20 protein-coding genes and 3 pseudogenes are annotated in these 24,901 nt (G+C 62.1%); 2 read left to right on the top strand and 21 right to left on the bottom strand.

Annotated features, from left to right (window positions below):
- Positions 1–114 precede the first annotated feature (114 nt).
- On the top strand, positions 115–438 hold the full coding sequence (fdxA, locus tag AB5975_16145) for a ferredoxin FdxA (protein XDR18215.1): 324 nt from the start codon (positions 115–117) through the stop codon (positions 436–438).
- A 534-nt stretch (positions 439–972) separates the two neighbouring features.
- Here the strand turns inward: fdxA and rpoS are convergent.
- The 8 genes and pseudogenes from rpoS to AB5975_16105 all read right to left on the bottom strand — a co-directional run bounded on the left by rpoS (position 973) and on the right by AB5975_16105 (position 8,166).
- Positions 973–1,980: an RNA polymerase sigma factor RpoS gene (gene rpoS / locus AB5975_16140; GenBank protein ID XDR18214.1), complete on the bottom strand. Its 1,008-nt coding sequence runs from the start codon at positions 1,978–1,980 to the stop codon at positions 973–975.
- Between the two features lie 108 nt (positions 1,981–2,088).
- Entirely contained in the window at positions 2,089–2,946 is an 858-nt protein-coding gene (locus AB5975_16135) for a peptidoglycan DD-metalloendopeptidase family protein (protein XDR18213.1), read from the bottom strand.
- A 229-nt stretch (positions 2,947–3,175) separates the two neighbouring features.
- Positions 3,176–3,814 (bottom strand): protein-L-isoaspartate(D-aspartate) O-methyltransferase, encoded by a 639-nt coding sequence (locus AB5975_16130; GenBank protein XDR22981.1) that lies wholly within the window; start codon positions 3,812–3,814, stop codon positions 3,176–3,178.
- A 35-nt stretch (positions 3,815–3,849) separates the two neighbouring features.
- Positions 3,850–4,599 carry a 5'/3'-nucleotidase SurE gene (surE, locus tag AB5975_16125; GenBank protein ID XDR18212.1) on the bottom strand — a complete coding sequence of 250 codons (750 nt, stop codon included), beginning with the start codon at positions 4,597–4,599 and terminating at the stop codon, positions 3,850–3,852.
- Positions 4,587–5,645, bottom strand: coding sequence for a tRNA pseudouridine(13) synthase TruD (gene truD, locus AB5975_16120; GenBank protein ID XDR18211.1), 1,059 nt, complete (start codon positions 5,643–5,645; stop codon positions 4,587–4,589). Before truD ends, surE begins: the two co-directional genes overlap by 13 nt.
- Positions 5,642–6,115, bottom strand: coding sequence for a 2-C-methyl-D-erythritol 2,4-cyclodiphosphate synthase (gene ispF, locus AB5975_16115; GenBank protein XDR18210.1), 474 nt, complete (start codon positions 6,113–6,115; stop codon positions 5,642–5,644). The genes truD and ispF overlap by 4 nt, the downstream gene beginning before the upstream one ends.
- A gap of 76 nt (positions 6,116–6,191) precedes the next feature.
- Positions 6,192–7,045: pseudogene (fghA, locus tag AB5975_16110) on the bottom strand (S-formylglutathione hydrolase).
- A gap of 8 nt (positions 7,046–7,053) precedes the next feature.
- The gene (locus AB5975_16105; GenBank protein ID XDR18209.1) at positions 7,054–8,166 is read right to left on the bottom strand and encodes an S-(hydroxymethyl)glutathione dehydrogenase/class III alcohol dehydrogenase; all 1,113 of its coding nucleotides are present in this window, start codon (positions 8,164–8,166) and stop codon (positions 7,054–7,056) included.
- A 107-nt stretch (positions 8,167–8,273) separates the two neighbouring features.
- Between AB5975_16105 and AB5975_16100 the strand changes: the two genes are divergently transcribed.
- Complete coding sequence (locus tag AB5975_16100; GenBank protein ID XDR18208.1) at positions 8,274–9,170, top strand: LysR substrate-binding domain-containing protein; 897 nt, start codon at positions 8,274–8,276, stop codon at positions 9,168–9,170.
- A 69-nt stretch (positions 9,171–9,239) separates the two neighbouring features.
- Here AB5975_16100 and ispD read toward each other — a convergent pair whose 3' ends face one another.
- From ispD to lpxD, 13 genes and pseudogenes are all read right to left on the bottom strand, one after another.
- Positions 9,240–9,947 (bottom strand): 2-C-methyl-D-erythritol 4-phosphate cytidylyltransferase, encoded by a 708-nt coding sequence (ispD, locus tag AB5975_16095; GenBank protein ID XDR18207.1) that lies wholly within the window; start codon positions 9,945–9,947, stop codon positions 9,240–9,242.
- Positions 9,944–10,225 carry a cell division protein FtsB gene (ftsB, locus tag AB5975_16090; protein XDR18206.1) on the bottom strand — a complete coding sequence of 94 codons (282 nt, stop codon included), beginning with the start codon at positions 10,223–10,225 and terminating at the stop codon, positions 9,944–9,946. The genes ispD and ftsB overlap by 4 nt, the downstream gene beginning before the upstream one ends.
- Before the next feature lie 166 nt (positions 10,226–10,391).
- Positions 10,392–11,681 carry a phosphopyruvate hydratase gene (gene eno, locus AB5975_16085; protein XDR18205.1) on the bottom strand — a complete coding sequence of 430 codons (1,290 nt, stop codon included), beginning with the start codon at positions 11,679–11,681 and terminating at the stop codon, positions 10,392–10,394.
- 154 nt (positions 11,682–11,835) lie between these two features.
- Complete coding sequence (gene kdsA / locus AB5975_16080; protein ID XDR18204.1) at positions 11,836–12,681, bottom strand: 3-deoxy-8-phosphooctulonate synthase; 846 nt, start codon at positions 12,679–12,681, stop codon at positions 11,836–11,838.
- Between the two features lie 3 nt (positions 12,682–12,684).
- Positions 12,685–14,312: pseudogene (locus AB5975_16075) on the bottom strand (CTP synthase).
- A 269-nt stretch (positions 14,313–14,581) separates the two neighbouring features.
- Positions 14,582–15,864 (bottom strand): annotated as a pseudogene (gene tilS / locus AB5975_16070) (tRNA lysidine(34) synthetase TilS).
- Positions 15,865–16,005: 141 nt separating this feature from the next.
- Complete coding sequence (locus AB5975_16065; protein XDR18203.1) at positions 16,006–16,953, bottom strand: acetyl-CoA carboxylase carboxyltransferase subunit alpha; 948 nt, start codon at positions 16,951–16,953, stop codon at positions 16,006–16,008.
- A 107-nt stretch (positions 16,954–17,060) separates the two neighbouring features.
- Complete coding sequence (dnaE, locus tag AB5975_16060; GenBank protein ID XDR18202.1) at positions 17,061–20,585, bottom strand: DNA polymerase III subunit alpha; 3,525 nt, start codon at positions 20,583–20,585, stop codon at positions 17,061–17,063.
- Between the two features lie 178 nt (positions 20,586–20,763).
- A complete protein-coding gene (gene rnhB, locus AB5975_16055) occupies positions 20,764–21,387 on the bottom strand; it encodes a ribonuclease HII (GenBank protein ID XDR18201.1) in 624 nt (207 codons plus the stop codon).
- Between the two features lies 1 nt (position 21,388).
- Complete coding sequence (gene lpxB, locus AB5975_16050) at positions 21,389–22,516, bottom strand: lipid-A-disaccharide synthase (GenBank protein XDR18200.1); 1,128 nt, start codon at positions 22,514–22,516, stop codon at positions 21,389–21,391.
- A 1-nt stretch (position 22,517) separates the two neighbouring features.
- Positions 22,518–23,294 carry an acyl-ACP--UDP-N-acetylglucosamine O-acyltransferase gene (gene lpxA, locus AB5975_16045; protein ID XDR18199.1) on the bottom strand — a complete coding sequence of 259 codons (777 nt, stop codon included), beginning with the start codon at positions 23,292–23,294 and terminating at the stop codon, positions 22,518–22,520.
- On the bottom strand, positions 23,291–23,731 hold the full coding sequence (gene fabZ / locus AB5975_16040) for a 3-hydroxyacyl-ACP dehydratase FabZ (GenBank protein XDR18198.1): 441 nt from the start codon (positions 23,729–23,731) through the stop codon (positions 23,291–23,293). Before fabZ ends, lpxA begins: the two co-directional genes overlap by 4 nt.
- A gap of 114 nt (positions 23,732–23,845) precedes the next feature.
- Complete coding sequence (gene lpxD, locus AB5975_16035; protein XDR18197.1) at positions 23,846–24,901, bottom strand: UDP-3-O-(3-hydroxymyristoyl)glucosamine N-acyltransferase; 1,056 nt, start codon at positions 24,899–24,901, stop codon at positions 23,846–23,848.

The following is a 24,901-nucleotide window of genomic DNA, read 5'->3' as shown; positions in this document are numbered from 1 at the left end:
CCGCCGCGGTTTGCTGGTGCTGCAGGTTATTAGCCTGGCCTGCAGCCACATACCTGTAAACCGCGCGGCCCTGAGAGGAAGGGCCGCCGCCGTCGCCTGAGGAGAGAATTAGAAATGACCTTCGTCGTCACCGACAACTGCATCAAATGCAAATACACCGACTGCGTGGAAGTCTGTCCGGTGGACTGCTTCTACGAAGGCCCGAACTTCCTGGTCATCCACCCGGACGAGTGCATCGACTGCGCCCTGTGCGAACCGGAGTGCCCAGCGCAAGCCATCTTCTCGGAAGACGAAATCCCTGCAGGGATGGAGAACTTCATCGAGCTGAACGCCGAACTGGCGGAAGTCTGGCCGAACATCACCGAGCGTAAGGATGCCTTGCCTGACGCCGAAGAGTGGGATGGCAAGACTGGCAAGATTGCCGACCTGGAGCGCTGATAACGCCCAGATGCGAAAAAGGCCCCTCGGGGCCTTTTTTGTTTTCTGCGGGCAAAAAAAGGGGCGGTTTGACCCGCCCACATTTTTTCCGTAGTCCCTGCTTGTCCCAAACATCATCCTGATGAAATCGCTTCTTGCGACGTCCTTGGCCTTCGTCCTGAAAGCCTGTGCATGTCCCTGTGCACAGTTCGAATACTAGCGGGTTGAGCCGGACGGGCAAGCGCGAACCCTCACAAGGTATTGCCGGGGACATATTCCCTCACAGCAAAATAAGCCATTGTTTTCAATGAGTTGGAAAAATACAGAGGCTGAAAACGACAATGATTTACTGAGACTTGCATAGATAGCTTACAAAACAAGTAAGAAAAGGCTTACATGGAATGTTACTGGGGTAGCGCAATACACATTGGATATCTGTTATGCCCAGGTTTTGAGGCAGCTTTGCAGCCCTGCAATCTCGGATGGGGATAACTCTTTTAGCCACACACAAAAACGCCCCGAGGTCATCGGGGCGCTTTGTGTTACGAGCCTTCGCTACTGGAACAACGACTCGCTGGACAAGCCGTTCTTCTCCAGGATCTCGCGCAAGCGCTTAAGCCCCTCTACCTGAATCTGCCGCACCCGCTCCCGGGTCAGGCCGATCTCCAGGCCAACATCTTCAAGGGTACTGCTCTCATGCCCGCGTAGGCCAAAGCGCCGCACCACCACTTCACGCTGCTTGTCGGTCAACTCACCCAGCCACTGATCGATGCTCTGCGACAGGTCATCATCCTGCAGCAGCTCGCACGGGTCGGTCGGGCGGTCGTCGGTCAAGGTGTCGAGCAGGGTCTTGTCCGAGTCCGGGCCAAGCGGCACATCCACCGAAGACACCCGCTCGTTCAAGCCAAGCATGCGCTTGACCTCGGCGACCGGCTTCTCCAGCAACGTGGCGATTTCTTCTGGCGAGGGTTCGTGGTCGAGTTTCTGGGTCAGCTCGCGTGCAGCGCGCAGGTAGACGTTCAGTTCCTTGACCACATGGATCGGTAGGCGGATGGTGCGGGTCTGGTTCATGATCGCCCGTTCGATGGTCTGGCGAATCCACCAGGTCGCATAGGTCGAGAACCGGAAACCACGCTCTGGGTCGAACTTCTCGACCGCACGGATCAGCCCCAGGTTGCCCTCCTCGATCAGGTCGAGCAGCGACAGGCCACGGTTCACGTAACGACGGGCAATTTTTACAACCAGGCGCAGGTTGCTTTCGATCATGCGCTTGCGGCCGGCAGGATCGCCCTTTTGCGACAAGCGCGCAAAGTGCACTTCTTCTTCCGGCGACAGCAGCGGCGAGAAACCAATCTCGTTGAGATACAGCTGGGTGGCATCGAGCGCCCGGCTGTAATCGATGTACTTGTGTTGCTTGAGCGAAGAGCCCGACTTGGCCCTCGTCCGAACCGAAGATACAGCAGGTTCGTCTGACACCACATCCGTTTCCAAAACGATACCCGTCTCCATCAGGAGGACGTCATCGTCGATGTCAAACTCCGGCACTTCTTTACTGAGAGCCATTGTTATAGTCCTTTGCTGAGTTCGAACTCAGACTCGAGCGGCACCTTTATCCCTGGCAGCGCTTGAGCCTGTCCCCTCTACATCACAGGAACAGGCCGGGTACAACGATCAACGGCGTGGCAGGAACTGGAGCGGATCGACGGGTTTGCCCTGGCGGCGAATCTCAAAATGCAGCTTCACCCGATCTGTGCCCGTAGACCCCATTTCAGCAATCGACTGCCCTGCCTTGACCTGCTGCCCCTCCCGAACCAACAGCCTGCGGTTATGGCCGTAGGCACTGACGTAGGTATCGCTGTGTTTGATGATGATCAGCTCGCCGTAGCCCCTCAAACCACTCCCGGCGTAAACCACCGCACCATCAGACGCAGCAAAAACAGGCTGTCCCAAATCACCGGCGATATCAATGCCTTTATTCAAACTACCGTTTGAAGCAAATTTTCCAATCAACACGCCGTTGGCAGGCCAGGTCCAGCCGCCTACCGCGCGCTCCGCAGCCGGCACGGTGGCAACCACTGGCGCACTGGTGGAAGGGGCCGGAGTAGCTGGTTTGCTGGTGCTGGCCGGCGCCGTGGCGGGGCTGCCCACAGGCCGCCGCGTGACCGTGGTGCGGCTCGACGAGGAAGGGTTGGATACCACCGTGGTACTGCTGCTAGAACCGCTGCTGAAACGAATCGCTTGGCCCGGGCGGATGGTGTAAGGCGCCGGGATACCGTTGCGTGCGGCCAGCTCCTTGTAGTCCCAGCCATAACGGAAGGCGATGGAGAACAGGGTGTCGCCAGGCTTGACGATGTATTGCCCGGAAGTCACCGCCGGGCGCTTGGGCACGCTGTTGTTGCGGTCGACCACCCGCGCGCTGTTGCTGCTGGTGCTCGAGCAACCCACCAGTAGCGTGCCCATGGCCAATGCAATCACCAGAAGCTTGAAACCTGACCCGTCCTTGCGCTGCCGAATGACTGTGTGACCCACCCGCGCTCCCCTCATGGTGCCGAAAACGATATGAAGACAAGAAATGCAATATTGTTGCAATTATAACCAAGCCAGCCGGTATTGGCAGACTGGAGCAATAGGCTGTTGCAAAGCCCCGGTGTACGCTGGCGCTTCGCCCCGCCAGATAGACAGGGCGAAGCGGCAAGAATTCGCTGCAGGCCCAAAAATACCGCGTGGTGCCTACCCAAACAGCCAATGCAAGCTGGGCTCAGGCCAACGGACCATTGAGCAGCGGCACGAAACGCACAGCCCCCAGCACGCGACGGGAGAACCCATGCTCCTCGCGCACGATCAGCATCAGTTGCTGCGCTTCGCCGGCCGGCCCCACCGGGATGACCATGCGGCCTCCAGGTGCCAGCTGGTCGAGCAATGCCTGCGGCACTTCCGGCGCCACGGCAGTGACGATGATGCCGTTGTACGGCGCCAATGCCGGCCATCCCTCGCAACCATCGCCCCAGCGGAACACCACGTTGCGCAGGTTCAGCTCCACCAGGCGTTCTTTGGCCCGATCCTGCAATACCTTGATGCGCTCCACCGAGAATACCCGCTCGACCAGCTGGGCCAGGATCGCCGTCTGGTAACCCGAGCCGGTGCCGATTTCCAGCACCTTGTCCAGCGGCCCGGCTTCGAGCAGCAGCTCGCTCATGTGGGCAACCATGAACGGTTGCGAGATGGTCTGGTTGTGGCCGATCGGCAACGCGGTGTCTTCATAGGCGCGATGTGCCAGCGCCTCGTCGACGAACAGGTGGCGCGGGGTACGACGGATCACGTCGAGCACCTTGGTATTCGACACACCCTCTTCGCACAGGCGCTGGATCAGCCGCTCCCGGGTACGCTGGGAGGTCATGCCGATACCACGCCGCAGCATATCGTCCTCGCGCATCAGAGCAGGCCCTCCAGCCAACCGTCGAGCTGCTCGAAGGCATCATTGAAGGTGCGATCGAGTTGCAGCGGGGTGATCGATACGTAGCCCTGCATGACCGCGTGGAAGTCGGTGCCCGGCCCCCCATCCTCGGCATCACCGGCCACGGCAATCCAGTAGCCTTCCTTGCCGCGCGGGTTGACCACCTTGGTCGGCGCCGCCGCCCGCGCCCGATGACCGAGGCGGGTGAGCTGGATGCCACGGATGTGCTCCAGCGGCAAGTTGGGGATATTGACGTTGAGTACGGTGCGGGGCGGCAGCGCCAGGCGCGACTGTGCCTCGACCAATCGACGGGCGATATAGGCAGCGGTCGGCAGGTTGTCCGGCTGGCGCGACAACAGCGAGAACGCCAGCGAGGTACCGCCGAGGAAACGGCCTTCCAACGCCGCAGCGACCGTACCCGAATACAGCACGTCGTCGCCCAGGTTGGCACCGAGGTTGATCCCCGACACGACCATGTCTGGCGCCTGTGGCAACAACCCATTGAGGCCCAGGTGCACACAGTCGGTTGGCGTGCCGTTGAGGCTGATGAAGCCGTTGGCCAGGGTCTGCGGGTGCAGTGGCCGGTCCAGCGTCAGCGAACTGCTGGCGCCGCTCTTGTCTTGATCCGGGGCGATCACCGCGCACTCGGCGTAATCCGCCAGCGCAGCGTGCAACGCGGCGATGCCGGGTGCGGTAACACCGTCGTCGTTCGAAATCAGAATACGCATGGGCTGTCCGTCTGCCCTGCCGACACCAGATCCACGACTTCACGCACCACCACGGTGGCGAAGCATCCGGCCGGCAGGACGAATTCCAGTTGCAGGATATCAGGCTCGGGATAATGCCACGTCAGGCCGCCAATAGGGAGCCGCAGAATTCGCCGTTCGTGATCCATGCCCGCCTGGGCCAACCACTGGCAAAGTGCCGGCTGCCGTGCGCCAACGGCGTTTTCCAGCTGGGCAGTGGCTGCGCCAGCAGGCGAGGCGCCCTCGCCCCACATAGGGCCAGTCGGGTGCAGATCGAGAATCGCCAGGCGCGGGTCGGCACATTCCGCCTCACCGGCCGGGAAGAAACTACGGCTGTCAGTGAACGCCAGCAGGTCGCCGACCTGGGCGCGAGCCCAGCTGCCGTCAGCGACACGCGCAGCCAGCAGTTGATTGAACAGGAAGCTGCGCCCAGCCGAAAGCAGCCGCGAACGCACGTTGCGCTGCTCAGGCAAAGCCTTGCGGGCAGCCCACTCGAGGGCGTCATGCACGTTACCACCGCCGTGGCCGAAGCGCTGGGTGCCAAAATAGTTGGGCACACCGTTCTGCTTCAGCTGTTCCAGGCGCGTGTCCAGCGCCTGGTGATCGGCTGCCAGAGCCGTCAGGCGCAGGGTAAAACCGTTGGCCGAATGCGCGCCGCGCTGGAGCTTGCGCAGGTGGCGCACCTGCTTGAGCACACGCAGGCTGGCATCCTCGGCCCGCGACAGGTCCGGGTCGGCCTTGCCCGGCAGGTGCAGGCTGAACCACTGGCGGGTCAGCGCCTGGCGGTCCTTCAGGCCGGCATAGCTGATGCTGCGCACGGGCACGCCTGCGGCACGGGCCAGGCGGCGGGCGGCCTCTTCAGTGTTCAGGTCACGCTTCTCGACCCACAGCCACAGGTGCTCGCCCTGCCCCGACAGGGGGATATCCAGCACTTCGTCGACCTGGAAATCCTCGGCCACCGCCTTGAGTACGGCGGTGCCCAACGGTTCGCCCGATGCGCGCGGGCCCAGCAGTTCCAGTTCGGTCATGCTGGCAGCAGCAGGGCGACCGAATGCACGGCAATCCCCTCCTCGCGGCCGGTGAAGCCCAGCTTTTCAGTCGTGGTGGCCTTGACGTTGACCTGGTCGAGCTCGACCTGCAGGTCTTCGGCGATCAGCTGGCGCATGGTCTCGATGTGCGGGGCCATCTTCGGCGCCTGCGCGACGATGGTGGCGTCGACATTGCCGACCTTCCAGCCCTTGGCCCTGACGATGCCGACCACATGGCGCAGCAGCGCTCGGCTGTCGGCCCCCTTGAACTGCGGGTCTGTGTCGGGGAAGTGCTTGCCGATGTCGCCCAGCGCCGCGGCGCCCAGCAAGGCATCGCTCAGGGCGTGCAGCAGCACGTCGCCGTCGGAATGGGCCAGCAGGCCGTATTTGTGGGGGATACGCACCCCGCCCAAGGTAATGAAATCACCGTCGCAGAAACGGTGCACATCGTAGCCATGGCCAATACGCATAGAAAAACGCCCTGAATGAGTCAGGGCGTGATTCTACCTGCTTTGCAGCGGGTTTGGCGGCTTTTGGCCCAGGGTGCTACACCCGCCCCAGTGCCACCGCATGATGGCGCAGGTGCTCCTCGATGAAGCTGGCAATGAAGTAGTAGCTATGGTCATAGCCCGGCTGCAGGCGCAGGGTCAGTGCATGGCCCCCTTTGCGTGCGGCCTGCTCCAGCGCTTCGGGCTTGAGCTGTTTCTCGAGAAAGTCGTCACGGTCGCCCTGGTCAACCAGCAACGGCGGGCACTCGCCGGCAGGGGTTTCGGCCAGCAACACGCTGGCATCCCACTCGCGCCAGCGCGCCCGATCTTCACCCAGGTAGCGGCTGAAAGCTTTCTCGCCCCACGGGCAATCCATCGGGTTGCTGATGGGGAAAACGCCGACACCGAACGGTAGCGCCCTGGGTTGCGCAAGGCGCACACCAGCGCGCCATGCCCGCCCATGGAGTGGCCGCTGATGCTGCGCTCGCCCGACGCCGGGAAGTGCGCTTCGATCAGGGCTGGCAACTCCTGTACCACATAGTCATGCATGCGGTAATGCTGGGCCCAGGGCTGCTGGGTGGCGTTGAGGTAGAAGCCGGCCCCAAGGCCGAAGTCCCACGCGCCATCCGGGTCGCCCGGCACCTGCTCGCCACGCGGGCTGGTGTCGGGGGCGACGATGATCAGCCCAAGCTCGGCGGCCAGGCGCTGAGCGCCGGCCTTCTGCATGAAGTTCTCGTCGGTACAGGTGAGGCCACTGAGCCAGTACAACACCGGCAGCTTCTCACCCTGTTCGGCCTGCGGCGGCAGGTACACGGCGAACACCATGTCGCAACCCAGCACCTTGGAGTGATGCCGGTAACGCTTGTGCCAGCCGCCGAAGCTCTTCTGGCAGGAGATGTTATCCAGGCTCATGGCGTACCTCAGAAGTGGATCACGCTACGGATGCTCTTACCTTCATGCATCAGGTCGAAGGCCTTGTTGATGTCTTCCAGGCCCATGGTGTGGGTGATGAAGGTGTCCAGCGGGATTTCGCCCTTCTCGGACATTTCCACGTAGCTTGGCAGCTCGCTGCGGCCTCGCACGCCGCCGAACGCCGAACCGCGCCATACCCGGCCGGTAACCAGCTGGAACGGACGGGTGGCGATTTCCTGGCCGGCACCCGCCACACCAATGATCACCGACTCGCCCCAGCCCTTGTGGCAGCATTCCAGGGCCGCGCGCATCAGTTGCACGTTGCCGATGCACTCGAAGGAGAAGTCCACGCCACCGTCGGTGAGGTCGACAATCACTTCCTGGATCGGGCGGTCGTAGTCTTTCGGGTTGACGCAGTCGGTGGCACCCAGTTGACGGGCGATTTCGAACTTGGCCGGGTTGATGTCGATGGCGATGATACGCGAGGCCTTGGCCTTGACCGCACCGATCACCGCCGACAGGCCGATACCGCCGAGGCCGAAGATGGCCACGGTGTCACCCGGCTTGACCTTGGCGGTGTTGAGCACCGCGCCGATACCGGTGGTGACGCCACAGCCCAGCAGGCAGACCTTTTCCAGGGGGGCTTCCTTCTGGATTTTGGCTACGGAGATTTCCGGCAGCACGGTGTACTCGGAGAAGGTCGACGTGCCCATGTAGTGGAACAGCTGCTGGCCCTTGTACGAGAAACGCGTGGTGCCGTCCGGCATCAGGCCTTTGCCCTGGGTGGCACGAATGGCCTGACACAGGTTGGTCTTGCCCGAGAGGCAGAACTTGCACTTGCCGCATTCCGGGGTATACAGCGGGATCACGTGATCACCGACAGCTACCGAGGTCACGCCCTCGCCTACCGCTTCGACGATCGCGCCGCCTTCGTGGCCGAGAATCGACGGGAAGATACCCTCCGGGTCCGCCCCGGACAGGGTGTAGGCGTCGGTATGGCAAACACCGCTGGCGACCACGCGCAGCAGCACTTCACCGGCCTTGGGCATGGCCACGTCGACTTCGACGATTTCCAGGGGTTTCTTGGCCTCGAAGGCTACGGCAGCACGGGACTTGATCATCAAAGGTCTCCAGACAGAGGGTCGATTCAGACTTGCAGTGTAATTCAGCCGCTTTTGATGAATAATCCGGGCAAAGACAAAACATTATTGCCATACAGGGATAATCAATGAGCAGCCGCTGGGAAGGCATCGACGAATTCGTCGCCGTAGCCGAATCAGGCCAGTTCACCGCGGCCGCTGAACGGCTGGGAGTATCTTCGTCACATATCAGCCGGCAGATCGCTCGCCTGGAGGAGCGCCTGCAGACGCGCCTGCTGTACCGCAGCACCCGCCGGGTAACCCTGAGCGAGGCCGGGCAGACCTTTCTGCAGCATTGCCAGCGCCTGCAGGATGGCCGCGAGGAAGCCCTGCGCGCCATGGGCGACCTGGCCAGCGAGCCCAAGGGTTTGCTGCGCATGACCTGCGCGGTAGCCTATGGCGAGCGCTTCATCGTGCCACTGGTAACGCGGTTCATGGCGCTGTATCCGCAACTGCGGGTGGATGTGGAACTAAGCAACCATACCCTCGACCTGCTGCATGAAGGCATGGACCTGGCCATCCGCCTGGGCAGGCTGGCCGACTCTCGGCTGGTGGCCACCCGCCTGGCACCCAGGCGCATGTACCTGTGCGCCTCGCCGGCCTATCTCGAGCGCTATGGCCGACCACACAGCCTTTCGGAGCTGGCGCGGCACAATTGCCTGGTGGGCAGTTCGGATTTGTGGGCGCTGCAGCAGGATGGCCGTGAAATCAGCCAGCGGGTGCAGGGCAATTGGCGCTGCAACAGTGGGCAGGCGGTGCTGGATGCGGCGTTGCAAGGGATAGGGTTGTGCCAACTGCCGGATTATTACGTGCTGGAACACCTGAACAACGGTGCGCTGGTGTCACTGCTAGAGGCGCACCAGCCACCAAATACAGCGGTATGGGCGCTATATCCGCAGCAGCGGCACCTTTCGCCGAAGGTACGGCGGTTGGTGGATTACCTGAAGGAAGGGTTGGCGGGGTTGCCGGAATATCGTCTCGGCTGAAGGAGTGCGCTGCTTGTACTGGCCCTTTCGCGGGCATGCCCGCGAAGAAGCCAGCACTGGTCCAAAGCCTTAGCGACGCCCTGCCCAACGCTGGCGCAACCACTCCAGGTCTTCCGGCCGGGTCACCTTGATGTTGTCACTTCGCCCTTCAACCAGCCGCGGCGCTTGACCGGACCACTCGATGGCCGAAGCCTCATCGGTCACCACGACATCCGACACCAGGCACTCGGCCAACGCACGGTGCAACGCACCCAGGCGGAACATCTGCGGCGTATACGCCTGCCAGATGGTGCTGCGGTCCACGGTAGCGCTCACCCGGCCATTGCCATCGGCACGCTTGAGGGTATCGCGCGCCGGCACCGCCAGCAGGCCACCCACCGGGTCGTCTGCCAATTCCGACAACAGCTTGTCCAGGTCGCTGCGCGCCAGGTTTGGCCGCGCGGCATCGTGCACCAGTACCCAATCGCTGTCCGAGGCCCCTTGGGCATGCAGCACCAGCAAGGCGTTGAGCACCGAGTCAGCGCGCTCACGCCCACCTGCCGCGCGCTGGATGCGCGGGTCGCTGGCGTAGCGCAGGCCAGGCCAATACGGGTCGTCATCGGCAATGCTGACTACCACCCCTGCAAGCGCCGGGTGGCCAAGAAAACAATCGAGGCTGTGCTCGAGAAGGGTCTGCCCAGCCAGCTCCAGGTATTGCTTGGGGCGGTCGGCAGCCATGCGGGCACCAACGCCCGCAGCAGGAATCACGGCCCAGAAGGCCGGCAAGGTATTGATCATTTCTGTGGCAACTGGAAGAGGGTTTCGCCCTCTTTGACCATCCCCAATTCATGGCGAGCCCGTTCTTCAACGGTCTCCATGCCTTTTTTCAGCTCCAGCACTTCGGCATCGAGCACGCGGTTACGCTCAAGCAAGCGCTCGTTTTCGGCATGCTGGTCGGCAATCTGCTGCTTCAGCTCGGTCACTTGCGCCAGGCTGCCGTTACCCACCCACAGGCGGTACTGCAGGCCACCCAGCAGCAGGAGCAGAACGAGGAACACCCAATAGGGACTGCGCATCACGTTATCCAGGTTAAAAAGGCTGCCGCATACTTTTTTACGGGGCCTCGAATAGCACGAAGCCTGGCCGAGGCCAGGCTTCGTTGACAGAAACCCGTTGGAACGTAGTTAAGTTCAGTACGAACGTTCCTACCGCTCCGGCTGCTGCCTTTTTACCATCTCTTGCTTAGCCGCGAAACTCGGCACGACCACGGTAAACCGCTTTGGCGCCCAGTTGCTCTTCGATGCGCAGCAGCTGGTTGTACTTGGAAACGCGGTCGGAACGGCACAGCGAACCGGTCTTGATCTGACCCGCGGCAGTACCCACGGCCAGGTCGGCAATGGTCGAGTCTTCGGTTTCACCGGAACGGTGCGAGATCACTGCAGTGTAGCCAGCAGCCTTGGCCATCTGGATCGCTTCCAGGGTTTCGGTCAGCGAGCCGATCTGGTTGAACTTGATCAGGATCGAGTTACCGATGCCCTTCTCGATGCCTTCCTTGAGGATCTTGGTGTTGGTCACGAACAGGTCGTCACCGACCAGCTGGACTTTTTCACCGATCTTGTCGGTGAGGATTTTCCAGCCAGCCCAGTCGGACTCGTCCAGGCCGTCTTCGATCGAGATGATCGGGAAGCGCTCGGTCAGGCCTTTCAGGTACTCGGCGAAGCCTTCGGCGTCGAACGACTTGCCTTCGCCGGACAGGTTGTACTTGCCGTCTTCGTAGAATTCGGAAGCCGCGCAGTCCAGGGCCAGGGTCACGTCGGTGCCCAGCTTGTAGCCGGCTTTTTCGACCGCTTCGGCGATGGCGCCCAGGGCGTCTTCGTTGGAAGCCAGGTTAGGCGCGAAACCACCTTCATCACCTACGGCGGTGTTCAGGCCACGGGCCTTGAGCACGGCTTTGAGGTGGTGGAAGATTTCGGTACCCATGCGCAGGCCGTCGGAGAAGGTCTTGGCGCCAACCGGCTGAACCATGAACTCCTGGATGTCGACGTTGTTGTCGGCGTGCTCGCCACCGTTGATGATGTTCATCATCGGCACCGGCATCGAGTACTGGCCAGGAGTGCCGTTCAGGTTGGCGATGTGCGCGTACAGCGGCAGGTCCTGGTCCTGGGCGGCAGCTTTGGCGGCAGCCAGGGAAACAGCCAGGATGGCGTTGGCGCCCAGCTTGGCCTTGTTCTCGGTACCGTCCAGTTCGATCATGGCGCGGTCCAGGGCCTTCTGGTCGGAAGGGTCCTTGCCCAGCAGCAGCTCACGGATCGGGCCGTTGATGTTGGCGACGGCCTTCAGCACGCCCTTGCCCAGGTAACGGCTCTTGTCGCCATCACGCAGCTCCAGCGCTTCGCGCGAGCCGGTGGAAGCACCGGACGGCGCGCAAGCGCTGCCGATGATGCCGTTGTCGAGCAGTACATCGGCTTCCACGGTGGGGTTGCCACGCGAATCGAGAACTTCACGACCTTTGATGTCGACGATTTTTGCCATTGTTGTAAGCACTCCAGAATTTGACGAAAACAACTTAGCTTAGGAAATTCTTGCCGTTCACCGGGCGGACTTGCTTTGGGCAGGCCAGGTGAAGGGAGCCCCTGACCGACTGGTCAGGGGTGGATCGGGCGGTACTTTACCCGAGAAATGAGCTTTACGCGGTTTCTACCGTCGGAAAACTTTTCACCAGGTCGTCCAATTGCTTGAGCTGGGCCAGGAACGGCTCCAGTTTGTCCAGGCGCAGGGCGCATGGGCCATCGCACTTGGCGTTGTCCGGGTCGGGGTGGGCCTCGAGGAACAGCCCGGCCAGGCCCTGACTCATGCCGGCCTTGGCCAGGTCGGTGACCTGGGCACGGCGGCCACCCGCCGAATCGCTGCGGCCACCCGGCATTTGCAGGGCGTGGGTCACGTCGAAGAACACCGGGTACTCGAACTGCTTCATGATGCCGAAGCCGAGCATGTCCACCACCAGGTTGTTGTAGCCGAAGCTCGAACCACGCTCGCAGAGGATCAACTGGTCATTACCGGCCTCTTCGCACTTGGCCAGGATGTGTTTCATTTCCTGGGGGGCGAGGAACTGGGCCTTCTTGATGTTGATCACCGCGCCGGTCTTGGCCATGGCCACCACCAGGTCAGTCTGCCGCGACAGGAAAGCCGGCAACTGGATGATGTCGCACACCTTGGCGACGGGCTCGGCCTGGTAAGGCTCGTGTACGTCGGTAATCACCGGCACGTTGAAGGTGCGCTTGATCTCTTCGAAGATCTTCAGCCCTTCTTCCATGCCTGGGCCACGGTAGGACGTCACCGACGAACGGTTGGCCTTGTCGAAGCTGGCCTTGAACACATACGGGATACCGAGCTTTTCGGTAACCCGCACATACTCTTCGCAGACCTTCATTGCCAGGTCACGGGATTCCAGGACGTTCATGCCGCCGAACAGGACGAACGGCTTGTCGTTGGCGATCTCGATGTTACCGACGCGAATGATCTTCTGGGTCATTGATCAGGCCTTGTTCTTCTGAGCCAGAGCTGCCTTGACGAAACCACTGAACAGCGGGTGGCCGTCACGTGGGGTCGAAGTGAATTCTGGGTGGAACTGGCAAGCGACGAACCATGGGTGGTCCTTGGACTCGACCACTTCCACCAGCGCGCCGTCTTCGGAACGACCGGAAACCACCAGGCCTGCGTCGACCAGCTGCGGCAGCAGGTTGTTGTTCACTTCGTAGCGGTGACGGTGACGCTCGGTGATCACGTCCTTGCCGTAGCAGTCGTGCACCTTGGAACCGGCAGCCAGCTGGCAGTCCTGAGCACCCAGGCGCATGGTACCGCCCAGGTCGGAAGCCTCGTCGCGGGTCTCGACGGCACCGGTGGCATCGGCCCACTCGGTGATCAGGCCGACCACAGGGTGGCCGCTGTTACGGTCGAATTCGGTGGAGTTGGCGTCTTCCAACCCATCACGTTACGGGCGAATTCGATCACCGCCACTTGCATGCCCAGGCAGATACCCAGGTACGGCACCTTGTTCTCACGGGCGTATTGCACCGCGGTAATCTTGCCTTCCACGCCGCGCAGGCCGAAACCGCCAGGCACCAGGATGGCATCGGCGCCTTCGAGCAGGCTGGTGCCCTGGTTCTCGATGTCTTCCGAGTCGATGTAGCGCAGGTTGACCTTGGTGCGGTTGGTGATGCCGGCGTGGCTCATTGCCTCGATCAGCGACTTGTACGCATCCAGCAGTTCCATGTACTTGCCGACCATGGCAATGGTCACTTCGTGCTCTGGGTTGAGCTTGGCATCGACCACTTTGTCCCACTCGGACAGGTCGGCGCCATTGCACTGCAGGCCGAAGCGCTCGACGACGAAGTCGTCCAGGCCCTGTGCGTGCAGTACGCCCGGGATCTTGTAGATGGTGTCGACGTCTTCCAGCGAAATCACCGCACGCTCTTCAACGTTGGTGAACAGCGCGATCTTGCGACGCGACGAGGCATCGACCGGGTGGTCGGAGCGGCAGATCAGCACATCAGGCTGCAGGCCGATGGAGCGCAGCTCCTTGACCGAGTGCTGGGTCGGCTTGGTCTTGGTTTCGCCAGCGGTGGCGATGTACGGGACCAGGGTCAGGTGCATCAGCATGGCGCGCTTGGAACCCACTTCGACGCGCAGCTGGCGAATGGCCTCGAGGAACGGCTGCGACTCGATGTCACCCACGGTACCGCCGATTTCCACCAGGGCCACGTCGGCATCGCCGGCGCCCTTGATGATGCGACGCTTGATTTCGTCGGTGATGTGCGGGATGACCTGGATGGTCGCGCCCAGGTAATCACCACGGCGCTCCTTGCGCAGCACGTGCTCGTAGATACGGCCGGTGGTGAAGTTGTTGTTCTGGGTCATGGTGGTGCGGATGAACCGCTCGTAGTGGCCCAGGTCGAGGTCGGTCTCGGCGCCATCGTGGGTGACGAACACTTCACCATGCTGGAACGGGCTCATGGTGCCCGGATCGACGTTGATGTACGGATCCAGCTTGAGCATGGTGACCTTCAGGCCCCGCGCTTCCAGGATGGCCGCCAGGGAAGCCGAGGCAATGCCTTTCCCCAATGAAGAAACAACACCGCCCGTGACGAATATGTAGCGCGTCATGAAAAACCCTAGAAGTCTGCGTTAAGGCGGCCAGCGCCGCCGGAGAAAGCGAAGGAAGGCCGAAGCCCCCGATCACCTGCGTCAATCACAGTGCATCTCGAAAAACTGCCGCGTCTGTACAGACCAGGGGTATCCCCGGCATGGAGCTCGCTCGTCATTTCCAGAATCAGCCCAGCAAAAAACTGCTTGGTAATCGGCAACCCCTGTGTTTTCGCGGAACCCACAGAAGTTGTATCAAGAAGGGAGGGTAGTCTACCGGAATGTACCCTTCAGCTCAAACCTTGCGCGTTCGTCGGTAACTGCCAATGCAGCTGGCAATCCGCCTGCACCTGCCTGGGCAAGTTGGCCACTGCCAGCAGGCGTTCGCCCCGATACAGCAGCGGCAGGCGCGAACGCAGGAAATGCGGCACTTGCTGCTCGTTGAGCAGGCGCTTGAGGTCGCGCCGTCCACGGCCGGGGATCTCCAGCATTTCACCACCCAGGCGGTAGGCGATGCGCAACCCATCGAGCTGGCCTGCGCCAACAAGACGCACACTACCATTGCCCGGCAACAGCAACGGCTCGTCAGGATCAGCCCAGGCCAGCTGGCCGATGGGTGTCTTCAGCCAATCGCCACTCAACCACCAGACGCGCCCTTGGCTACGCAGCAACCGCCCATCGGCAAGCGACCAGACTGGCTGGGCATCGGCGCCGGCATCGCGCAGGTCTGCCCAGCCAGCCCAATGCCGCGTGTCGGGCAAACGGGTGCGCTGGCTCAGCCAATATTGCAAGGCATTGCGTTGACGGGACGGCGAAAGCGTCGCCAGGGCAGCCAGGCCGAGCGATGGTAGCGCCGACCACGCGGCGGGTGCCCCCTCCTGCGCGCGCGCCAGGTCGGCCTGGGCCAGCTCGTCCAGCAGGCCCAGGGCCTCACCCAAGTGCTCTGCAGCGCGGGCGAGGTTCTGACTGGCTTGTGGCCAACGTTGTTGCAAGCGCGGGAACACCTCGCCGCGCAGGTAGTTGCGGGCGAAATGTGTGTCAGTGTTCGACGGGTCTTCGATCCAGGCCAGCCGGTGGGCGCTGGCGTAGTCCTGCAACTGTTGCCGGGCACACCCCAGCAACGGCCTGGCCAGGCTGCCCTGCCCTAGCGCCCGCTGCCCCGGCATTGCCGCAAGGCCACGCAGACCGGCGCCGCGCAGCAGGCGGAACAGCAGGGTTTCAGCCTGGTCGTCGCGGTGCTGGCCGGTGAACAGGATGTCGCCAGGGCCGAGCGTTTGCTTGAAAGCGGCATAGCGGGCGTCGCGAGCGGCCTGTTCGACACTCGCGCCAGGGCTGACCTGGACGTGGATGACCTGGAGTTCGATGCCGAGATTGTCGCAGATGGCTTGGCAATGGGCAGGCCAGGCGTCAGCGGCGGTTTGCAGGCCGTGATGGACATGAATGGCGCGCAACGGGGGGACGCGTGGTTGCGGGCGTAGTCAGCCAGCAGGTGCAGGAGGACGGTGGAGTCGAGGCCGCCGGAGTAGGCGATGTACCAGTTGGGGGCATTGAGCCAGGGGTTGAGGTTGATCATCTAGCCCTCGCTCGATTCAACAAATCATTCGCGGGCACGCCCGCTCCCACAAGTATGCCGCTAGCCCCGAGGGTAGAGCATTACCTGTGCAAGCGGGCGTGCCCGCGAACACCGGCAAAGCCGGTGCCCGTCATCTCGCTATCAGAGGCCGTAGCTCATCAGGCGCTCGTAACGGCGTGCCAGCAGCGCGTCGTTGTCGAACTTGCCGAGCATGTCCAGTTGCTGCACCAGGTCGGCACGGATGGCTTCCGACATCTTGGCCGGGTCACGGTGGGCGCCGCCCAGCGGCTCCTGGATGACCTTGTCGACAATGTTCAAGCTCTTCAGGCGCTCGGCAGTGATGCCCATTGCCTCGGCGGCGTCAGCGGCTTTGTCGGCAGTCTTCCACAGGATCGAAGCGCAGCCTTCCGGCGAGATCACCGAGTAGGTGGAGTACTGCAGCATGTTCAGTTGGTCGCACACGCCGATGGCCAGTGCACCGCCAGAACCACCCTCACCGATCACGGTGGCGATGATCGGGGTTTTCAGGCGCGCCATCACGCGCAGGTTCCAGGCGATTGCCTCGCTCTGGTTGCGCTCCTCGGCGTCGATGCCTGGGTATGCACCTGGGGTGTCGATGAAGGTCAGGATCGGCATTTTGAAGCGCTCGGCCATCTCCATCAGGCGGCAAGCCTTGCGGTAGCCTTCCGGGCGCGGCATGCCGAAGTTGCGACGCACCTTCTCGCGTACTTCGCGGCCCTTCTGATGACCAATGACCATGACTGGCTTGCCGTCCAGGCGGGCGGTGCCGCCTACGATGGCAGCGTCATCGGAGAAGTGGCGGTCACCGTGCAGCTCTTCGAACTCGGTGAAGATGTGCTCCAGGTAGTCCAGGGTATAAGGACGACGTGGGTGACGGGCCAGGCGGGCGATCTGCCAGCTGGTCAGGTTGCCGAAGATGCTTTCGGTCAGGGTGTTGCTCTTGTCTTGCAGACGGGCAATTTCATCGCTGATGTTCAGCGAGTTGTCGTTACCTACCAGGCGCAGGCCTTCGATCTTGGCTTGCAGGTCGGCAATCGGCTGTTCGAAATCGAGAAAATTCGGGTTCATAGTCATCCGTCTTGGGTCTACGGCCAGGCGGCCGGCCGGTTGATCCGTTTGGCGCCATACCTTAAGGGATCAGGCGCATTCAGGTCGAGATTAAATGTTTTGTCGGTTCAACGATATTGCAGGAAGACGTTCTCACGCCCGAACTGGTCACGCAGCGCCTGAATCAGCCCGTCGGCCGGGTCGATCGCCCACTGCTCGCCGAACTGCAACATGGCCTTGGCGTCGCTGCCGGTGTACTCCAGGGTGATCGGGCAAGCACCGCGATGGCGGGTGATCAGCTCACCCAGCCACTTCAGCCGGTCGCCCTTCAGGGCATCGTGCGCCACTTTCAGGCGCAGGCTCTCGGCCAGCTTGGTGCGTGCGTCTTCCATGGTCATGACCTGCTTAACCCGCAGGCGCAGGCCGCCGGAGAAGTCGTCGTTGCTGACCTCGCCTTCGACCACCACCATGGCATCGGCCTGCAGCAAGGACTGTGCCGCGATGTAGGCATCTGCGAACAGGGAAGCCTCTATGCGCCCGGAGCGGTCATCCAGGGTAACGAAGCCCATCTTGTCGCCCTTTTTGTTCTTCATCACCCGCAAGGCGATGATCATGCCGGCGATGGTCTGGGTTTCGCGCGACGGCTTGAGGTCGATGATGCGCTGGCGGGCGAAGCGGCGGATCTCGGTCTCGTACTCGTCGATCGGGTGACCGGTCAGGTACAGGCCAAGGGTGTCTTTTTCGCCCTTCAAGCGCTCCTTGAGGGTCAGCTCGCGGACCTTGCGGTGGTTGGCATAGACGTCGACTTGCGCCTCGTCGAACATGCTGCCGAACAGATCGACGTGACCGCTGTCAGCGGTGTGGGCCGCTTGCTCGGCAGCCTTGATGGCCTCACCCAGCGCCGAGAGCAAGGTCGCACGGTTGATGTCGATGTTGGCCTGGTAGGCCTTTATCTCGTCATGGAAGTGCGGGCCCAGCCGGTCCAGCGCGCCGCTGCGCACCAGCGCATCGAGGGTACGCTTGTTCACCCGTTTGAGATCGATGCGGTCACAGAAGTCGAACAGGTCCTTGAACGGGCCGCCCTGGGCACGGGCCTCGACGATTGCTTCCACCGGCCCTTCGCCGACGCCCTTGATGGCACCCAGGCCGTAGACGATACGGCCGTCGTTGTTGACGGTGAACTTGAAGTCGGAGAAGTTCACATCTGGCGCGTCCAGACGCAACTTCATGCTGCGAACTTCTTCTACCAGCACCACCACCTTGTCGGTGTTGTGCATATCCGCCGACAGTACCGCAGCCATGAATGGCGCCGGGTAGTGGGTTTTCAGCCAGGCGGTCTGGTAAGACACCAGGCCATAGGCTGCGGAGTGAGATTTGTTGAAACCGTAACCGGCGAACTTTTCTACCAGGTCGAAGATGTTACCAGCCAGGTCCGCATCGATATTGTTGGCCACGCAACCTTCGATGAAACCACCGCGCTGCTTGGCCATTTCCTCGGGCTTTTTCTTACCCATCGCCCGGCGCAGCATGTCGGCGCCGCCCAGGGTATAGCCTGCCATCACCTGGGCGATCTGCATCACCTGTTCCTGGTACAGGATGATGCCGTAGGTGGGCGCCAGTACCGGCTTGAGGCCTTCGTACTGGTAGTCCGCATGTGGGTAGGCCAGCTCGGCGCGGCCGTGCTTGCGGTTGATGAAGTCGTCCACCATGCCCGATTGCAGCGGGCCGGGGCGGAACAGTGCCACCAGTGCGATGAGGTCTTCCAGGCAGTCGGGCTTGAGCTTCTTGATCAGCTCCTTCATGCCCCGCGATTCAAGCTGGAACACGGCCGTGGTTTCGGCCTTCTGCAACAGCTCGTAGGTCTTGCGGTCATCCAGCGGGATGAAGTCGATGTTCAAGTCGGGCAGGTTGTTCTTGGCCTGCTCGCGGTTGATGATCTCCATCGCCCACTTGATGATGGTCAGGGTACGCAGGCCGAGGAAGTCGAACTTCACCAGGCCGGCGGCCTCGACGTCATCCTTGTCGAACTGGGTGACCAGGCCACCGCCTTCTTCATCACAAGCGATCGGCGAAAAATCGGTAAGCTTGGTCGGCGCGATAACCACACCACCGGCGTGCTTGCCGGTACCCCGGGTCACACCTTCCAGCTTCAGGGCCATGTCCCAGATTTCGCGGCCGTCTTCGTCGCTTTTGAGGAAGTCGCGCAGGATTTCTTCCTGCTCGTAGGCCTTCTCCAGGGTCATGCCCACTTCGAACGGGATCATCTTCGACAGGCGATCGGCCAGGCCGTAGGACTTGCCCTGCACCCGCGCCACGTCACGCACCACCGCCTTGGCGGCCATGGTACCGAAGGTGATGATCTGGCTTACCGCGTTACGGCCGTAGGCCTCGGCCACGTAGTCGATGACCCGGTCGCGGCCGTCCATGCAGAAGTCGACGTCGAAGTCGGGCATGGAAACACGTTCAGGGTTCAGGAAGCGCTCGAACAGCAGGTCATAGGCCAGCGGGTCAAGGTCGGTGATCTTCAGTACGTAGGCCACCAGCGAGCCGGCACCCGACCCCCGCCCCGGGCCGACCGGCACATCGTTGTTCTTGGCCCACTTGATGAAGTCCATGACGATCAGGAAGTAACCGGGGAAGCCCATCTGGATGATGATATCCAGCTCGAACTTCAGGCGGTCGAGGTAAACCTGGCGCTTCTCTTCGTAATTGGGCGTGGTGTCTTTCGGCCACAGCACCGCCAGGCGCTCTTCAAGGCCCTCGTAGGACACATGCCGCAGGTAATCGTCGATGCCCATGCCGTTGGGCGTCGGGAAGTCAGGCAGGAAGTATTTGCCCAACTGCACCTGGATGTTGCAGCGCTTGGCGATTTCGACCGTGTTGGCGATGGCGTCGGGCAGGTCGCTGAACAACTCGGCCATTTCCTCGGCCGACTTCAGGTACTGCTGGTCGCTGTAGCCACGCGGGCGGCGTGGGTCGTCGAGGGTCCAGCCTTCGCCGATGCATACACGGGTTTCGTGGGCGTCGAAGTCCGACTGCTTGATGAAACGCACGTCGTTGGTGGCCACCAGCGGCGCGCCAAACTTGTCGGCCAGGGCTACCGCAGCGTGCACGTATTCTTCGTCGCGGGCGCGATTGGTGCGCTGTACTTCTACATAGAAGCGCTCGGGGAACATGCCCATCCAGTCTTGCAGCAGGGCTTGGGCTTCATCGTCTCGACCATTGAGCAAGGCCATGCCGATGTCGCCTTCCTTGCCCGCAGACAGGGCAATCAGGCCTTCGCTGGCGGGGGCGATCCATTCACGCTGGAGGATGACCAGGCCGTTTCGCTGGCCGTCGGTCCAGCCCCGCGAGATCAATTCGGTGAGGTTGCGATAGCCCTGGGGGTTCATGGCCAGGAAGCAAATGCGCGACAGCGGGGCTTCCGGGTCGGCACCGGCCAGCCACAGGTCGGCACCGCAGATCGGTTTGATGCCGGCGCCCATGGCCGTTTTGTAGAACTTCACCAGCGAGCACATGTTGCTCTGGTCGGTGATCGCCACCGCTGGCATGTTCATCCCGGCCAGCGCCTTGGCCAGCGGTTTGATCCGCACCAGACCGTCGACCAGCGAGAATTCGGAGTGGACGCGCAGGTGAACGAAGGGAACCGACATGGAAGATCCTGTAGCAGTGCTTAACGACAAGGGCGGGATTGTAGCTTAAATGGGGAGGGGATTTGGGGCTGCGTCGCAGCCCTCCGCGGGCACCCCCGCTCCCACCGAGAGATTGCTGCCATCAGCAGCGACGCCGCACCTGCGGCAGCGGGCAAGCCCGCGAAGCGGCCCTGGCAGGTCAGATCAGGGAATCGGTGACGCCTTCACGCGCTTCCCACGCCGCCCGCACCGGGGCAAACGAACGCCGATGAATGGGCGTAGGCCCCAGGCGCGCGAGCGCCTCAAGGTGCACGGGAGTCGGGTAACCCTTGTGCCCGCCGATGCCATACCCTGGGTAGATCAGTTCGAATGCGCTCATTTCCCGATCACGGGTTACTTTGGCCAGGATCGATGCCGCCGCAATGGCCGGCACCTGGCTATCGCCCTTGACCACAGGCGACGCCGGCACGGCCAGCTTCGGGCAGCGGTTGCCATCGATCAAGGCCAGCTTGGGGGTAATGTGCAGGCCTTCCACCGCACGTTGCATGGCCAGCATGGTGGCTTGCAGGATATTCAGGCGGTCGATTTCCTCGACCTCGGCGCGGGCGATGCAGAAGCTCAGGGCCTTTTCGCAGATCTCGTCGAACAGCGCCTCGCGTTTGGCCTCAGTGAGTTTCTTCGAATCGTTCAGGCCAAGAATCGGTCGCGCAGGGTCGAGGATCACTGCCGCCGTAACCACTGCGCCGCACAGCGGGCCACGGCCCACTTCGTCAACGCCGGCAACCAGGTCTTCGACCAGGTTGAAGTCCAGTCCAATTTGCATGTCAGCGGTCCTTGAGCAGGGCCAGTACCGCCTCGGCCGCCTGGTTGGAGGCGTCACGGCGCAGGGTGCGGTGAATTTCGTCGAAACGTTCGGTCTGTTGGCTACCATCGCGCACCAGCGGCGCAAGGGTGTTGGCCAACGCTTGGCTGGTGGCTTGGTCCTGCAGCAGCTCGGGCACCAGCTCGCGCTGGGCCAGCAGGTTCGGCAACGACACGTAGGGGCTTTTCACCAGGCGCTTGAGAATCCAGTAGGTCAACGGTGCCAGGCGGTACGCCACCACCATCGGCCGCTTGTACAGCAGCGCTTCGAGGGTCGCGGTGCCCGAAGCGATCAACACCGCGTCACAGGCCGCCAGGGCTTGGTGCGACTGGCCATCGAGCAAGGTCAGCGGCAGCTGGCGCCCTTCAAGCATGTGCTCGACCTGGGCACGCCGCGCAGCGTTGGCACAGGGCAGCACAAAGCGCACACCCGGCACCTGCTGACACAGGTGCTCGGCTGCATCGAGGAATAACGCGCCCAAGCGCCCTACTTCACCACCCCGGCTACCGGGCATCAGCGCCACTATCGGCCCTTCGCCCAGGCCCAGTGCGGCACGCGCGACCGAGCGGTCAGCTTCAAGCGGGATGGTGTCGGCCAGCGGGTGGCCGACAAAGCGCACCGGTACACCTTGCTCTTCGTAGAAGCGCGCCTCAAACGGCAACAGCGTCAGCATCAGGTCGCAACCTTCGCGAATCTTCAGCACACGCTTCTGCCGCCAGGCCCACACTGATGGGCTGACGTAGTGCACGGTCTTGATGCCGGCCTGACGCAGTTTCAGTTCGATATTGAGGGTGAAGTCCGGGGCGTCGATACCGATGAAAACGTCGGGTTTTTCGTCGATCAACGTCTGGATCAATAGCTTGCGGCGCTTGAGCAGCTCGCGCAGGCGCCCCAGTACTTCGACCAGGCCCATGACGGCCAGGCGCTCCATGGGGAAATAGGATTGCAGGCCTTCGGCTTCCATCAAAGGGCCGCCGACGCCGATAAAACGTACATCAGGGTGACGTGCCTTGAGGGCACGCATCAAGCCTGAACCCAGAATATCGCCGCTGGCCTCACCGGCGACCAGCGCTACGCAAAGCTGGGCCATATCAGCGTGTAATACCGCGGGCGGAGCTCACGATCGACTGACGGAACAGCTCGACCTCAGGATGTTGCGCGGCCGGCTCGGCCAGTTCCTTGAGCGCGTCTTCGACGGTCAGGCCCTGACGGTAGACAATCTTGTAGCAACGACGCAGCACGTGGATCACCTCGTCGCTGAAACCACGGCGGCGCATGCCCTCGAAGTTCATGCTGCGGGCTTCGGCCGGGCTGCCGAACACGGTCACGAAAGCCGGAACATCCTTGCCAATCGCCGTACCCATGCCGGAAAACGCGTGGGCGCCAATGTGGCAGTACTGGTGAACCAGGGTGTAGCCGGACAGGATCGCCCAGTCACCCACATGCACATGACCGGCCAGCGCCGTGTTGTTGACCAGGATGCAGTGGTTGCCGATGACGCTGTCGTGGCCAATGTGGGCGTAGGCCATGATCAGGTTGTGGTCACCCACGGTGGTCTCCGCGCGGTCCTGAACAGTACCACGGTGGATGGTCACCCCTTCGCGGATCACATTGTGATCGCCAATCACCAGGCGCGTCGGCTCCCCCTTGTACTTGAGGTCCGGGGTGTCTTCACCGATCGAGGAAAACTGAAAGATACGGTTGTGCTTGCCAATACGGGTCGGCCCCTTGAGCACAACATGCGGGCCGATAACGGTGCCCTCCCCGATTTCTACATCAGGGCCAACGATCGACCAAGGGCCGACCTCGACCCCATCGGCCAGCTTGGCCGACGGATCGATAATGGCCCGAGGATCAATCGAATTCATAGGGAGCGTTCCGCGCAGGTGATTTCTGCCGAGCAAACCGGTTTGCCATCGACCAGGGCGCGGCATTCGAACTTCCAGATCATGCTTTTGCGGCTGAGGAACTTGGCTTCCAGCACCAGCTGGTCACCCGGCAGTACCGGCTGACGGAAACGCAGTTTGTCGGAACCGACGAAATAGTACAGGGTGCCATCGGCCGGCTTGGCATCGAGCATCTTGAAACCAAGGATGCCGGCCGCCTGGGCCATGGCTTCGATGATCAGGACGCCCGGCATGATCGGGTGCGCCGGGAAGTGGCCATTGAAAAACGGCTCGTTGATGCTGACATTCTTGTAGGCACGAATGCTCTGGGCCTCGAAGTCCAGATCCGTCACACGATCCACCAGCAGGAACGGGTAGCGGTGAGGCAGGTATTCGCGAATCTCGTTGATGTCCATCATTTCGGGGGGGAAGCCTGTAATAAGAATAGGGAGCGCAGGTGCTGACCACACGCTCCTTTTGCAATCCAAAGAGGAGCCAGCTAGCGACTGTTCACTCTTGCTCAGGGAATGGTATCAGCCTTCTGATGTCGGCAGGCCACCTGAGGTCACGGTATCGACGCGTTTTTCCAGCTGCTGAAGACGTTTGGCCATGTCATCCAGCTGGCGGATACGCGCAGCGCTCTTGCGCCAGTCAGCCAGAGGCTGCATGGCTGTGCCGGATGAATAGGAACCGGGTTCGGTGATCGAACGGGTTACCATTGTCATCCCGGAAACAAATACGTTATCGCAAATATCGATGTGCCCCACCAGGCCCACGCCGCCGGCCAGCATGCAATGCTTGCCGATGCGTGTACTGCCGGAGATGCCTACGCAAGCGGCCATAGCCGTGTGGTCACCGATCTGCACGTTGTGGGCGATCTGGATCTGGTTGTCGAGCTTGACCCCGTCCCCGATCCGCGTGTCGGACAGCGCACCACGGTCAACGGCAGTATTGACGCCGATTTCCACGTCATCACCAATGGTGACGCCACCAATCTGGGCAATCTTGCGCCAGATGCCCTTCTCATTGGCAAAACCGAAGCCTTCGCCGCCGATCACAGCACCCGACTGGATGACCACACGCTTGCCGATGGTGACGTCGTGATACAACGTAACCCGCGGCGCCAGCCAGCCGCCCTCACCTACAACGCAACGCGCACCGACGAAGCAATGTGCGCCGATGCTGACATCAGCCTCGATACGTGCACCACTTTCGATGACCGCGAACGGCCCGATGCTGGCGCTGGCGTCTACCTGCGCGTCCTCAGCCACCACGGCGCTGGGATGGATTCCCGCCACAGCCTTGGGTTTAGGGTCGAACAGGTGGGAAATACGCGCATACGCCTGGTAGGGGTCGGCCACGATCAGGGCATTGCCAGCGAAACTCTCGGCATCCGCGGCCTTGAGCAATACCGCACCCGCCTGGCAGTTATCCAGGTACTTGCGGTACTGCGGGTTGGCGAGGAAGCTCAACTGACCGGGGCCAGCCTCTTGCAAGGTGGCCAGCCCGGTAATCTGCAGCGCCTCGGGCCCCTTGAGGGTGGCACCGAGGGCCTCGGCCAGTTGGCCTAGCGTCATGGTCACACTCAT

The sequence above is a fragment of the Pseudomonas putida genome (genome assembly GCA_041071465.1).
In the GTDB taxonomy this organism is placed as follows: domain Bacteria; phylum Pseudomonadota; class Gammaproteobacteria; order Pseudomonadales; family Pseudomonadaceae; genus Aquipseudomonas; species Aquipseudomonas putida_P.
Note: the sequence above shows the minus strand (reverse complement) of the source record. Positions and strands in the feature narration are given on the sequence as shown.